This is a genomic window from Achromobacter kerstersii, assembly GCF_902859595.1.
In the GTDB taxonomy this organism is placed as follows: domain Bacteria; phylum Pseudomonadota; class Gammaproteobacteria; order Burkholderiales; family Burkholderiaceae_B; genus Achromobacter; species Achromobacter kerstersii.
Genome location: NZ_CADIJQ010000001.1, coordinates 1,724,076 through 1,737,382 on the forward strand (window position 1 = coordinate 1,724,076; position 13,307 = coordinate 1,737,382).

Annotated in this window: 14 protein-coding genes; 1 reads left to right on the top strand and 13 read right to left on the bottom strand. The window is 64.2% G+C overall.

Annotated features, from left to right (window positions below):
• Nucleotides 1-4: 4 nt before the first annotated feature.
• Genes HV765_RS07485 through HV765_RS07515 form a run of 7 tightly spaced genes read right to left on the bottom strand, consistent with a single transcriptional unit; the run spans nucleotide 5 to nucleotide 7,835 of the window.
• Nucleotides 5-1,159: a thiolase family protein gene (locus tag HV765_RS07485; protein ID WP_054425171.1), complete on the bottom strand. Its 1,155-nt coding sequence runs from the start codon at nucleotides 1,157-1,159 to the stop codon at nucleotides 5-7.
• Nucleotides 1,156-3,012 (bottom strand): AMP-dependent synthetase/ligase, encoded by a 1,857-nt coding sequence (locus tag HV765_RS07490; RefSeq protein ID WP_175169274.1) that lies wholly within the window; start codon nucleotides 3,010-3,012, stop codon nucleotides 1,156-1,158. Before HV765_RS07490 ends, HV765_RS07485 begins: the two co-directional genes overlap by 4 nt.
• Nucleotides 3,009-3,803 carry an ABC transporter ATP-binding protein gene (locus HV765_RS07495; protein WP_054425593.1) on the bottom strand — a complete coding sequence of 265 codons (795 nt, stop codon included), beginning with the start codon at nucleotides 3,801-3,803 and terminating at the stop codon, nucleotides 3,009-3,011. Before HV765_RS07495 ends, HV765_RS07490 begins: the two co-directional genes overlap by 4 nt.
• A gap of 58 nt (nucleotides 3,804-3,861) precedes the next feature.
• Nucleotides 3,862-5,043 carry an ABC transporter substrate-binding protein gene (locus HV765_RS07500; protein ID WP_175169275.1) on the bottom strand — a complete coding sequence of 394 codons (1,182 nt, stop codon included), beginning with the start codon at nucleotides 5,041-5,043 and terminating at the stop codon, nucleotides 3,862-3,864.
• 48 nt (nucleotides 5,044-5,091) lie between these two features.
• Nucleotides 5,092-6,129 (bottom strand): branched-chain amino acid ABC transporter permease, encoded by a 1,038-nt coding sequence (locus tag HV765_RS07505; protein WP_175169276.1) that lies wholly within the window; start codon nucleotides 6,127-6,129, stop codon nucleotides 5,092-5,094.
• Between the two features lie 3 nt (nucleotides 6,130-6,132).
• Nucleotides 6,133-7,011, bottom strand: coding sequence for a branched-chain amino acid ABC transporter permease (locus HV765_RS07510; RefSeq protein ID WP_054425163.1), 879 nt, complete (start codon nucleotides 7,009-7,011; stop codon nucleotides 6,133-6,135).
• The gene (locus HV765_RS07515) at nucleotides 7,011-7,835 is read right to left on the bottom strand and encodes an ABC transporter ATP-binding protein (protein WP_054425161.1); all 825 of its coding nucleotides are present in this window, start codon (nucleotides 7,833-7,835) and stop codon (nucleotides 7,011-7,013) included. The genes HV765_RS07510 and HV765_RS07515 overlap by 1 nt, the downstream gene beginning before the upstream one ends.
• Before the next feature lie 267 nt (nucleotides 7,836-8,102).
• Here HV765_RS07515 and HV765_RS07520 point away from each other — a divergent pair, with 267 nt between their 5' ends.
• Complete coding sequence (locus tag HV765_RS07520) at nucleotides 8,103-8,906, top strand: enoyl-CoA hydratase/isomerase family protein (RefSeq protein WP_175169277.1); 804 nt, start codon at nucleotides 8,103-8,105, stop codon at nucleotides 8,904-8,906.
• A gap of 64 nt (nucleotides 8,907-8,970) precedes the next feature.
• Here HV765_RS07520 and HV765_RS07525 read toward each other — a convergent pair whose 3' ends face one another.
• The 6 genes from HV765_RS07525 to iscA all read right to left on the bottom strand — a co-directional run bounded on the left by HV765_RS07525 (nucleotide 8,971) and on the right by iscA (nucleotide 13,305).
• Nucleotides 8,971-9,861, bottom strand: a complete 891-nt coding sequence (locus HV765_RS07525; RefSeq protein WP_054425155.1) for a methylglyoxal synthase — start codon at nucleotides 9,859-9,861, stop codon at nucleotides 8,971-8,973.
• A 123-nt stretch (nucleotides 9,862-9,984) separates the two neighbouring features.
• Nucleotides 9,985-10,179, bottom strand: a complete 195-nt coding sequence (gene iscX, locus HV765_RS07530) for a Fe-S cluster assembly protein IscX (protein WP_054425153.1) — start codon at nucleotides 10,177-10,179, stop codon at nucleotides 9,985-9,987.
• Entirely contained in the window at nucleotides 10,179-10,520 is a 342-nt protein-coding gene (gene fdx / locus HV765_RS07535) for an ISC system 2Fe-2S type ferredoxin (RefSeq protein ID WP_006225293.1), read from the bottom strand. Before fdx ends, iscX begins: the two co-directional genes overlap by 1 nt.
• Nucleotides 10,521-10,529: 9 nt before the next feature.
• Entirely contained in the window at nucleotides 10,530-12,392 is a 1,863-nt protein-coding gene (hscA, locus tag HV765_RS07540) for a Fe-S protein assembly chaperone HscA (protein WP_054425150.1), read from the bottom strand.
• Between the two features lie 73 nt (nucleotides 12,393-12,465).
• Nucleotides 12,466-12,978: a Fe-S protein assembly co-chaperone HscB gene (gene hscB, locus HV765_RS07545; protein ID WP_175169278.1), complete on the bottom strand. Its 513-nt coding sequence runs from the start codon at nucleotides 12,976-12,978 to the stop codon at nucleotides 12,466-12,468.
• 3 nt (nucleotides 12,979-12,981) lie between these two features.
• Entirely contained in the window at nucleotides 12,982-13,305 is a 324-nt protein-coding gene (gene iscA, locus HV765_RS07550; protein WP_006225296.1) for an iron-sulfur cluster assembly protein IscA, read from the bottom strand.
• Nucleotides 13,306-13,307: the final 2 nt, after the last annotated feature.

Genomic DNA, 13,307 nt, shown 5'->3' on the forward strand with positions numbered 1-13,307 from the left:
CGCGTCACAGCCTCTGGATAATCGTCGCGGTGGCCATGCCATGGCCGATGCACATCAGCTGCATGCCGATCTCGCCTTCCGTTGCTTCAAGCCCTGTCAGCATCTTGGCCATCAGCCCCGCGCCCGTCGCGCCCAGCGGGTGCCCATGCGCAATCGCGCCGCCCCAAGGATTCACGCGCGACAGCTTGGCGTCCAGCTCGCGCTGCCACGCCAGCACAACGCTGGCGAAGGCTTCGTTGATTTCGATCCAATCGATGTCTTCCAGGCTGAGTCCCGCGCGCGCCAACGCCAGCCGCGTGGCGGGAATCACGCCCGTCAGCTGCATCACCGGGTCAGACCCAACCACCACGCGCGCCAGGAATCGCGCACGCGGACGCAGCCCATCAGCAAGCGCGCAATCGCGGTCGGCCAGCAACACCGCCGCAGCGCCATCCGCCAACTGGCTGGCATTCGCTGCGGTGACGCCGCCCTGCCCCACTGGCCGCATGGCGGGCGCCATGGCGGCCATGCGCGCGGGGTCCGTTTTCTCGCGGATGCCTTCGTCGCGGTGCGCGGCCTCTTGCGGACCCGGCAGCAATTCCGCATGCCACCCGGCACGCGCGGCGGCCCAGGCGCGCGCATGGCTTTCGCGCGCCCACTCGTCCATCGCGGCTTGCGACAGCTGCCAGTGGTCGGCGATGCGTTCCGCGCTTTCAATCTGATGGATCAACGGATAGCGTTCCAGCAGCGCCGGGTTCAGCGATTCAAATCCCTTGAACTCGCCCTGCCCTAGTGTCACGTCCAGGAACATCGGCACGCGGCTCATGCTCTCGACACCGCCCGCCACCACGTACCGCATATCGCCCGCCGCGATGGCCTGCGCGCCGAAGTGCACCGCCTGTTGGCTGGAGCCGCACATGCGGTTCAACGACACGCCCGGCACGCTTTCCGGCAAGCCGGACAGCATGGCGGCCAACCGCCCGATGTTGGCGCCCTGCTCGCCCGCCTGGCTGACGCAACCCGCAATCAGATCTTCAACGCGGTCAGCCGGCAAGCCCGCACGCGCCAGCAAACCGTTCACGGTCTGCGCCAACAACGTATCGGGCCGGGTATCGGCCCACCATCCGCCGCGGCGGCCGAATGGCGTGCGCACCGCTTCCACGATCACGGCTTCATTCATGCCATCGTCTCCTCAACGTAGAGCGTTTCGATTTCTTTCGCATACGTGCGATAGATGCTGGCGCGGCGCACCTTCATCGTCGCCGTCACCTCGCCGTCGTCATGATCCAGTTCTTTGGTCAGCAGGTGAAAGCGCTTGATCTGCGCCACCGGGGCCAGCCCGGCATTGGCGCGCGACACTTCCTGCTGCACCAGCTCGCGCACCTGCGCCGATTCGGCCAGCGACCGGAAATGCGTGAATGCAATGCGGCGCGACTCCGCCCACTTGCCCACCGTATCGAACTCCAGCTGGATCAGGGCGGACACGAACTTGCGCCCATCCGCAATCACGATGCATTCCTTCACATAGGGGCTGCCCTTCACGGCGTTCTCGATTTCAGAAGGCGTCAGATTCTTGCCGCCCGCCGTGATCATGATGTCTTTCAGGCGGTCCACGATGCGCACGCGGCCATCCAATTCCGCCACCACATCACCCGTATGCAACCAGCCATCACGCACCGTATCCGCCGTGGCGTCGGCGTTTTTGTAATAGCCCTGGAACACCATATCGCCACGCACCAGCAGTTCGCCCGCGTCGCCCATTTTCCAATCGACACCCAGAATTGGCTCGCCCACCGTGCCCACCTTCACACGGTCAGGATGCTGGCCAAAGATCATGCCCGCCGACTCCGTCAGCCCGTACACCTCTAGCAGCGGCACCCCCAGATTGCGGAAGTAGCGCACCACGTCGGGCGGAATGGGCGCCGCGCCCGTCATTGCCACACGCGCGCGCCGCAAGCCGATGAAGTTCTGCAAAGCGCGCAGCACCAGCCCGTACCACAGCGCATGCGTCAGCCGTTCGCCCACGTTGTACTGCGCGGGCGACTTTTCCAGAAACGGCGCGCAGCGCGCCAGCGCCTGCCGGTACAGCCATTGCTGTAGCCGGCCCGCTTCCTGCATCTTGATCGAGATCGACGCGTGCAGCTTTTCCCAAATGCGCGGCACGCCCAGGAAGATCGTCGGCGCCACTTCACGCAGGTCTTCCTGCACGGTGCGGATCGACTCCCCAAAATTCACCTGCGACCCCAGATACAACGGCACAAAGGTCGACAGCATCTGCTCGGCCACGTGGCACAGCGGCAGGTAAGACAGATGCACGCTGTGCGCATCCATCGACAGCCGGTCCGCGATGCCCGGGGCCACGCCGCGCATATTGCGAAAGCTCAGCATCGCGCCCTTGGGCTTGCCCGTGGAGCCCGACGTATAGATCATCAGCCCAGTTTCATCCAGGCCCTGCGCATCCAGCGCGGTATTCAGCGCAGCAAGCTCGGCGGCTTCGCGCGCCGCGCCATCGGCTTCGATCTCGGCAAAGGTCACGATGCGTTCGCGCTCGGCCGGCGCATAAGACCGCAGCCCCTTGGTTTCCATCATCACGATGCGGCGCAAGCGCGGCAGGCGGCTGGCCACTTGCAGCACCTTGTCGGTTTGCTCCTGGTCTTCGCATACGACGAGCTCGACGTCCGCATGCTCCAGCACATAGCCCATTTCTTCGGCGGGGCTGGTGGAATACACGCCCACCGCCACGCCGCCCACGGTGCCCGCCCCCAGCTGCGTCAGCAGCCATTCCACGCGGTTCTCGGACACGATGGCCACGCGGCCGCCGGGGCTCAGGCCCAAGGCGCGCAGCCCCATCCCCACGCGGCAGGCACGCTGCCAATATCCCGCCCAGGTCAGCGGCTTCCAGATGCCAAAATCCTTTTGCCGGATGGCAATGCCGGCGGGCTGCCGCCGCGCCTGCTCGCGCAGCATCTGCGGCAAGGTCAGCTCGGGCCAGACGGCAAGGTCGATGGGGGCAATCATGGTCTTATCCTTCATGACAGCCAGCGCTTGCGGCGCTTGTAGTGCTTGATGTCGCGAAAGCCGCGCGCCTCGCCCGTGCCGCCCACGCCCAGATAGAACTCGCGCACGTCCGGGTCGGCGGCCAGCTTGTCGGCAGACCCGTCGATCACCACCTTGCCCGTTTCCATGATGTAGCCGTAATGCGCCACGGCCAATGCCACCGAGGCGTTCTGTTCAACCAGCAACATCGACACGCCCTGCTCGGCGTTGATGCGCGCGATGATGGAAAAAATGCTCTCCACCAGCATCGGCGACAAACCCAGCGACGGTTCATCCAACAGCATCAGCCGAGGCTGCGCAATCAGCGCCCGGCCAATGGCAAGCATCTGCTGTTCGCCCCCGGACAAATACCCCGCCAGCCCGCGCCGCCGCTCGAACAGGCGCGGGAAATACCCGTAGACCAGATCGAAGTCCACGCGCGCCCCCGGCCTGCCCGTCAGCGCGTAGGTGGCCGCCACCAGGTTCTCTTCCACGGTCAGGTCTTCGAACACGCGCCGCCCTTCCATCACATGCGCCAGCCCCGCGCGCACCAGGTTTTGCGGCTTGGCGCCCGCCGTGTCGCCGCCGTTGTAGACGATGTGCCCGCGCACGAGCGCCCCGTCTTCCAGGTCCAGCAAGCCGGACACGGCCTTCAAGGTTGTGGATTTTCCTGCGCCGTTGCTGCCCAATAGCGCCACGATGCTGCCGGCAGGCACCGACAGGGACAGGCCGCGCAACACCTGCACCGCCTTGTTGTAGACGACTTCGATATTGTTGATGTCCAGCACCGCTGCGGGCGGCGCCGTCGTCGTCTGTTGCGCGTCATGTCCCAGGTTCACAGTGGCCTCACTTCAACACGATCCAATCGGACGCCGGCACCATCTGCTTTTGCTTCACGTCAGCGCGATAGATCCGGCCCACCGGAATGGAATTGCCCTTGATTGTGATCGGCACGCCGATCAGCCCGCCCGTGTCAAAGTCCTTGATGCCGTCCAGCGCGGCCTTCATGTTGGCGCTGGTCAGTTCCTTGCCGGCGTCCAGCGTGCGCTTGGCCACCTCTGAAAACAGCATCGCCGCCAGGAAGCCCTGCATATAGCCCGTGCTTTGATACTGCGGACGCATTTCGCGAATCTTCTTCAGCATCGGCGCGTCGCCGTCCGTGTCGTAGTAGTACCGGTACGGCATCACGCCCATGAAGCCTTCGGCGTCTTCACCCATCTGCATCACCGTGGAGTTGTCCATGGTCCAGAACGTGCCCATGTAGCGTGTCTTGAGACCCATGCGCTTGCCCTGCCCCACGAATTCGGGAATGGGCGCCAGCACATAGCCGTGGAAGATCGTGAAGTCAGGGTCGGCGCGGCGCAGCTTGATGACTTCGGTCGATACATCAACGCTGCCCGGCGGCGTCATGATTTCGGTGGCGACTTTCAGCCCCAGCTTTTCAGCCACCGCGCGCGAACTCGCAATGGGGTCGCGGCCGAACTCGGTATCGGAATACACGAACGCGACTTTCGCGCCCGGCTGTTCCTTGGCGATGTAGCGCAGCAGAATGCCGAACATCTCGGTGTAGTCCGGCCCCAGCATGAACTGCGCGGGATACTTGGCCGGGTCGTTCAGCTCGGTCGCGAACGATGCGCCCGTCATCAGGATGTCGCCCGTGCGGTTCAGTTCGGCGTTGATGGTCTTCGAAAAGCCGGTCGAGTCCCCGTAGTAGAAATTCACCTTGTTCTGGCTGGTGATCTTCTTGAACGCGGCCACCGACGCATCCACCTTGTAGGCCGTGTCCTCAGGCACGTAGCGCAGCTTGCGGCCCTTGATGCCGCCCTGGTCGTTGATGATCTTCACGTAGTCGGTGATGCCCGCGTGAATGCCCTGGCCCGCGAAGGCGAACACGCCGCTCAGCGGAATCGACCCGCCCAGCACCAGATCGTCCGCGGCCTGCGCCGCGGGCGCCACCGCCAATGCCGCCGCCAGGCCCAATGGGGCCAACAACTTCGATAAACCGCTGCCTATCCGGATGCGCTTCATGATGTGTCTCCTTGGGTCTTATGGGTATTGCAGTCGGCCAGTCAGCGCTCAGGTCCGGAAAGGCCACAGGTGGAAGAAGCGGCGCACTCGCCGCCAGATTTCCGCGAGCCCATGCGGCTCGAAGATCAGAAAGCCCACAATCAGCAGGCCGAAAACAATGGTGCGCACGGGCGACACCAGCCGCAGCGCATCGCCGCCCACCGACAGCCAGCCCACGATCAGCTTCAACAATTCCGGCACCATCGTCATGAAGATGGCGCCCAGGATGGAGCCCAATATCGACCCCATGCCGCCCACGATGATCGCGGCCAGAAAGAAGATCGACATGATCAGCGGAAAGCTCTCGGGCGTGACGACGCGAAAGAAATACGCCCACAGGCCGCCCGCCACCCCCGCGTAGAACGACGACAAGCCAAACGACAGTAGCTTGTAGTGCAGCAGCCGGATGCCCAGCACTTCGGCCGAGATATCGCGGTCACGGATGGCGATAAAGGCGCGCCCGATGCGCGTGCGGAACAGGTTGGCTGCGCCCAGCACCATCAGCACCGTCACCGGCACAATCAGCCAATAGATCTTGAACGAGGTATCCAGGTCCACCCCCAACAGCCGTGCTGGCGGCACTTGCAAGCCGCTCGTGCCGCCCGTGAATTGCCAGTTGGCGAAAATGAAATGCGCGATGAACGAGGCGGCAATCGTGGCAATGGCCAGGTACAGCCCCTTCACCCGCAGCGAGGGAATGCCGACCAGCAGCCCGCCCACCATCGCCACCACGCCACCGCCCAGCAGATTGACCAGCACCGGTGTCCCCAGGCGCAGCTCCATCACGGCCACGGTGTATGCGCCCAAGCCCATGAAGGCCGCCTGCCCCAGGCTGACCAGCCCGGTGTAGCCCGTCAGAATATTCAGCCCGGTCGCGCTGGCGATGTTGATCGCCACCAGGCAGGCCAGGTACAGCCAGTACGCGTCGGCCACGAACGGGAACAGCACGAGGGACGCCGCCAGCAACGCCAGCCACACATGCTGCGTGCGCGTATCGAATAGCGCTTCGTCGGCCAGGTAAGTCTGCTTTGCAGTGGCGATGCGCATGGGTCAGAGCCTCTCGATTTCACGGGTGCCGAACAGGCCGTAGGGCCTGACCATCAGCACCACTACCAACACGATGAACGTGGCCAGCAGCTTGAACTCGCCGCCCAGGTACGCCCCCGCCCACGCCTCCAGCAAGCCGATGAACACGCCGCCCACCAAGGCGCCCGCCACGCTATCCAGCCCGCCCACGATCACCACCACCAGCACCGACAAGCCAAACACGCCCATCGATGACGAGATGCCGCCAATCGCACCCACGATCACGCCCGACACCGCCGCCAGCGCACCCGCCGCCACCCAGGCCAACGAGAACACGCGCGGCACGTTGATGCCCATTGCATACGCCGCGCCTTGGTCAGACGCCGTCGCGCGCAACGCCACGCCGCCGCGCCAGTAGCGAAACACCACCAGCACCAGCAAGGCCAGCACCACCGCCACCCAGAATCCGTAGAACACCTTGGGCGCCACAAAGGCTTCGCCCACCATCACGGGTGAACGCGGCATGAACTCGGGCAAGCGGCGTTGGTCGGCCGTCCAGATCAGTTCCACCACGCCCACCAGAATGGACGCCAGCCCCACCGTCACCATGAACACCGAGATGGGCGCTTCGCCCAACATGGGCCGTATCGTCAGGCGCTCAACCAGCGCGCCCAAGGCGCCCGACACCACCACGGCGCCCACAATCGCCAGCCAGATCGGCCATTCCATGCCGGTGGCAAAGGCATAGAACACATAGGCGCCCAGCATCAGGAATTCGCCGATGGCGATGTTCACCACGCGCGTCGCCTTGTAGACAATCACAAACGCCAGCGCCGCCAGCGCATACAAGCCGCCGCTGCCCAAACCAGCCAGCGTCACTTCCAGAAAGAACAGCATGTCCATCAGGCAGCCTCCCGCAAGCGGCGGCGCAGGTCGCCCACATCACCCGCGCCCAGATACGCCTTGATGACTTCCGGGTTCGCTTGGACCTGGCTGGGCGTGCCATCGGCAATGACCTGCCCAAAATTCAGCACCACCACGTGGTCCGACAGGTCCATCACCATGCCCATGTCGTGCTCCACCATCAGCACCGTCACGCCCCACTCAGAACGCGCGTCCAGGATGAAGCGCGCCATGTCGTCGGTTTCTTCACGATTCATACCGGCTACCGGCTCGTCCAGCATCAGCACTTTGGGGTTCATGGCCAGCGCGCGCGCCAGTTCCACGCGCTTTTGCAGCCCATACGACAAGGCCGCGACGGGCGCGTGGCGGATGTGGTCGATTTCAAGAAAATCGATGATGCGTTCTTCGATGTCGGCCCGCAGCGCCATCTCTTCGCGGCGCGCGCGGCCCAGGTAGAACAAGGCGTCCAGCACATTGGTGCGCAGATGCGCGTGGCGGCCCAGCTTGATGTTGTCCAGCACCGTCATGCCGCGAAACAGCGCAATGTTCTGAAAGCTGCGCGCCAAGCCCAGCTTGGCGCGTGCAGGCGCCGCGACACGCGTAATGTCGCGCCCTTCAAAGCGGATCTGCCCGGCGGCGGGTTTATAGAACCCGGAAATGGTGTTGAACAGCGAGGTCTTGCCGGCGCCATTGGGGCCGATGACCGTGGTGATGGAACCCGGCGCCACGCGAAAGCCCACGCCCGTCAGCGCTTTGACCCCGCCAAACGCCAAGGTAACCCCATCCACCTCCAGCAAGGGAGGTTGCTCGGACTGATCCACCATTTGTCTCCTCGCTGAATGATCGCGAAGTTTTTTTGCCGCCTTGGGCGGACATTTTTTAAGACGATGAATCAGGCGACCCGCGAGCCAGGAGATGCAACGAACCTGTCTTTACCTTTGCCTGTTCAGCGCCGGAAAATCGTTCATGCGGTACTGCGATGCGTTACGCTAAGCGTGCTCAAAACAAAACCAAGCAAGCGCTCGGTTCAGACCATAGCATCGCGGTTTTTGGATCGACAGTTGGTACTTACCCGATAACGGAGACACGCCATGACCCAAGGACTTCCCACGTTTCAGACGGTGCTGCTGGAGGCCAAAGGCACTCTTGCGACCGTCACGCTGAACCGCGCCGACACGCTCAACGCCATTGATGTCGCCATGGCGCGCGACCTGCAACGCGCCGCCCAATGGCTGGAAACCCGCAAGGAAATTCGCGTGGTGCGTTTGCGCGCGTCGGGCAAAGCCTTCTGCGCGGGCGGCGACATCAGCATGTTCACGGGCGCGCCGGATGACGTGCGCAACACGCTCTTGGACTTGTTCACGCCGCTGAATGATTTCATCTCGCGCATCGGCCGCATGAACAAGGTCTGGCTGGCCGAAGTGCATGGCGTCGCGGCGGGCGCGGGGTTGTCGCTGGTGCTGGCGTGCGACCTGGCCATCGCCGATGCGGGCACGCGCTTCATGACCGCCTATCTCAAACTCGGCGCCACGCCAGACGCCGGCATGACGCACGGGCTGGCACGCGTACTGGGTCCCAAGCGCGCGCTGGACTTACTGCTGCGCCACGACGCTTTCACCGCCAGCGACGCGCTGGCCTGGGGCATCATCACGCGCGTGGCGCCTGCGGGAGAACTCAGCGTTGCAGCGGAACAATATGCAGTGGACCTTGCCCGCCACGCGCCGCATGGCATCGCCGGCGCGAAGGACCTGCTGCGCTCGGCTGCGCACGCCACATTGGAAACCCAGCTGGCGGACGAGACCGCGCGCTTTCTGGATTCCGCGCGGCGCGCCGACTTCGCGGAAGGCGTGCAAGCGTTCCGCGAAAAACGGGCGCCGGCGTTCAAGGGTGAATAAGGAATCGGAACGGCCGATGAAGGCCGATCATCATCGATCACCTCTCACCCGGGTAATAGCCAGATCAGATCAGCCCGGCGCGCTTTTCCACGGCTTGCGCCCAGCGCCGCGCCACCGTCGGCGACGTTGCGCACGTGGCCGACTCCGTCACCACGCGCACGGCGCGTTCCAGCAGCTGGATATCCGCTTCATGCTGACGCGCCACATGCGGGTCTTCAAAGAAGATCACGCGCTGGCATTGATGCTCCAGCACCAGCTCGGCAATCTGCGCGTCGCCGCCCAGCGGCCCGCTCAGGTAACGATGCACCCACGGCGTATCCTTCGGCCAGCCGCGCGACCACGCCAGCTCGTTCAGGCGCCCGCCGGTGGTGCCGGTGGCGACACGCCGCGCAAACTGCGACAGCACATCAAAGTGCTCGCTGGCGAACGCCACCATCTCGTCTTTGAGCGCATCGTGGGCGATCATCGCCAGCGTCTGGCCCGCAAAATTAAAGAGGCGCGATGCCGACACATCGGGCGCGAGCCCGGCATGCACACGTTCGACTTCCATCCATTCGATGGCGCCCGCCAGCGTCGAGATAAACGGCCGGCCGTGCGTGATGCACTGACGCTTCAGCGCCAACGCTTCGGGGAAAATCGACGACGGGTCCACCGGGTCAATCAGATAGATGGCGCCATCAAACGGCGCCTGCCCATCGCGGCCCTCGGTGACGCGCGCCACCAGCTTCATCAAGCCGCCTTCGCGCCCATACGGGTAGCGCACCAGGCCGCTATAGCCTTGCAGCATGCCTTCGCGCACGATGGCGTCGTGCGTGCGGCCAACGGTGTGCAGCTGCACACCCATCTCGCGAATGGTGGACGAACAGGCCCGCAACCAGGTGAACAGCGCGGCATCGGGAGTTTCGTGGTGCAGTCGATTGGCGGCCAGGCCAAAACGCAATTGGGCAGCGGGCATCGGTAGACTCAGGCAAATAGGAACACAACAATCGGACCCCTGATAATACCGTGGCCATGAAGGCCGCGGCATCGCAGGCGCCAAAACAAAACGCTCCCCGTAGGGAGCGTTTTTGCCAGCGGGTCAGTCCGCTTCGTCGATCCAGGCCATCTGAATGGCTTCCAGGATCTTCTCGCCACAGTGGGCGGGGTCATCGCTGAAATCCGGCAAGGCCATGACCCATTCGCGCAGCTGAGTGAAACGCAGCGTCTTCGGGTCCACGTCAGGGTGCGTGTCGACCAGCGCGGCCGCAATCTCGTAGGTATCGGTCCACTTCATCAATGGCCCTCTTTCGCGTGGTTGATGGTGTACTTGGGAATCTCGACCGTCAGGTCGGTATCGGTCACCAGCGCCTGGCACGACAAGCGCGACGTCGGCGTCAGGCCCCAGGCCTTGTCCAGCAAATCTTCTTCGTCGTCCGTCGCGTCTTCCAGCGCAGAATAACCTTGCTTGATCACCACGTGACAGGTCGTGCACGCGCACGACAACTCGCACGCGTGTTCGATGTCGATGTGGTTATCCAGCAGAACGCGGCAGATCGACACGCCCTTGGGCGCGTCTTCGATCACGGCGCCTTCGGGGCAGTAATCGGGATGAGGCAATACAGTCAGTTTCGGCATAACTTCTAATCAGGCGATCTCATCAAGTTTGCGGCCCGCCAATGCGGCGCGGATGCTGCGATCCATCCGCCGCGCGGCGAAGTCATCGGTCGCGGCCGACAAGGCCTGCACGGCGTCTTTCACCGTGTCCACGTCCTGCGCGTTTTGTGCGTCGATGGCGGCTTGCAGGCATTCGTCCACCTGCTTGCGCTCGTCGGCTTCCAGCAAGTCGCCGTCAACCGCCAGGGCGGCCTGAACGGATTCGACCAGTTGGCGCGCGTCCACCTGCTGCTCGCGCAACATGCGTGCACGGGCATCGGTATCGGCCTGCGCCACGCTGTCGGCCAGCATCTGCGCGATCTCGTCGTCGGTCAGGCCGTACGACGGTTTGACTGACACCGCAGCTTCCACGCCAGTGCTCTGCTCGCGCGCGGTAACGCTCAGCAGGCCATCCGCATCCACCTGGAAGGTCACGCGAATGCGCGCGGCGCCCGCCACCATCGGGGGGATGCCACGCAATTCAAAACGTGCGAGCGAACGCGAGTCCGCCACAAGATCACGCTCGCCCTGCACCACGTGGATGCTCATGGCCGTTTGGCCATCCTTGAACGTCGTGAACTCTTGGGCACGCGCCACCGGAATCGTGCTGTTGCGCGGAATCACCCGCTCAACCAGGCCGCCCATCGTTTCGAGCCCCAGTGACAGCGGAATCACGTCCAGCAGCAGCCAGTCTTCGCCCGGCGCGCGGTTACCCGCCAGCAGATTGGCCTGCAAGGCCGCCCCCAGCGCCACGACTTGATCCGGGTCCAGATCGGTCAACGGCTCGGTGCCAAACACCTTGCCAACCGCGGCGCGCACAACGGGCATGCGCGTTGCGCCGCCCACCATCACGACGCCACGCACATCGGCGGGTTTCAACGACGCATCGCGCAAAGCGCGGCGTGCGCAATCCAGCGTGCGCTCGATCAGCGGCTGCGCCAGCGTTTCAAATTCAGCGCGCGTCAGGGTCAGATTCACATCTCGGCCGTCAGACAAAGCCAGCTTCAACGTGGCGGTCTCGGCGTCCGACAAGGCTTCACGCGCGGTACGAGCGGCCATCAGCAACCCGCGGCGATCCGCCGGCGAGAACTCGCCCGCCGCCAGCTTGGCCACGGCGTGGTCAGCGATCAGCGCATCAAAGTCATCACCACCCAGCGCGGTGTCGCCGCCGGTGGAGATCACTTCGAACACGCCCTGCGTCAGACGCAAAATCGAAATGTCGAACGTGCCGCCGCCCAAGTCGTACACGGCGTACACACCTTCGGACGCGTGATCCAAACCGTAGGCAATGGCCGCAGCCGTGGGCTCGTTCAGCAGGCGCAGTACGTTCAGGCCGGCCAAACGCGCCGCATCGCGCGTCGCTTGCCGCTGAGCATCGTCAAAGTATGCCGGCACGGTGATCACCGCGCCCACCAGGTCGTCGCCCAGCACGTCTTCAGCGCGCTGGCGCAGCACCGCCAGAATCTGCGCGGACACCTCGACCGGGCTCAGATCACCCTGCGCCGTGCGGATACGCACCATGCCGGGCGCATCCACGAATTCGTAGGGGGCACGCGTGGCGCGCGCCTCTTCCAACGAACGGCCCATGAATCGCTTCACGGACACAACGGTATTCAAGGGGTCTTCGGCTTGCTGAGCCAGAGGCTCGCGGCCCGTGGTGACTTTCCCGCCGGGGAAATAACGCACCGCCGACGGCAGCAAGGCATAGCCCTGCGCGTCAGGCAACACTTCGGCCACGCTGCTGCGCACCGCCGCGACGAGAGAATTGGTAGTGCCCAGATCGATCCCGACCGCCAGCTTGCGCTGGTGCGGCGCGGGCGATTCACCGGGCTCGGATATCTGCAATAAGGCCATGATTCTATTTTTCTGGTCAGTAGGCGGCGAAGTCCTGGCGCCCGTCTCCGGGGCGCCCCAACGCAGCGTAGGGCTATCCAGCGGGCTGGGCGTGCGCCAGCTCTTCAGCCAGCTTTTCCACGAACATCCATTCCCGCACCTTGAGCCCGGCAGTCGCGTAGTCGCGTTCGGTATCCAGCAGCCGGGTCAGCGTGGCGCGCATCGTAACGCGCGCCTCTTCCAACTCCGATTGCAGGGCGGCCAACGCGGCAGCGTCGTCTCGCGCATCGTCCAGCATCTCGCGCCAGGTCATTTGCTGCATCAGGAAAGCGGTGTCCATGGACGTGTTGCTTTCGGTCTGCAAATCAACGCCTGCCTGCTCGCACAGGTAACGCGCCCGCAACAACGGGTCGCGCAGCACACGGTAAGCCTCGTTCGCACGCGCCGCCCATTGCATGGCGACGCGGCGTTCCGCGGGGCTGGCCGTGGCAAAACGGTCGGGATGCACTTGCGCGGCGACAGCGCGCCACGACGATTCCAACGCTTGCGCGTCCAGGTCGAAGCGTGCCGGTAAGCCGAACAGGCTGAAGTGGTCGTCTCCAGCCAAGACTTACACCGTGAACGACTCGCCGCAGCCGCAGGTCGCCTTCTCGTTGGGGTTGCGGAACTTGAAACCTTCGTTCAGGCCTTCGCGGGCGTAATCCAGCTCGGTGCCATCCAGGTAAGCCAGGCTCTTGGGGTCGATGAAGACCTTTACGCCAAAGCTCTCGAACACGGCGTCTTCCGGCGCCGAGTCGTCCACGTATTCCAACTTGTAGGCCATGCCGGAGCAGCCCGTCGTCCTAACGCCGAGCCGCAAGCCGATACCCTTTCCGCGCTTTTGCAAGTAGCGGCCGATATGGGTGGCAGCCTGTTGGGTCAGGGTAACGGACATGA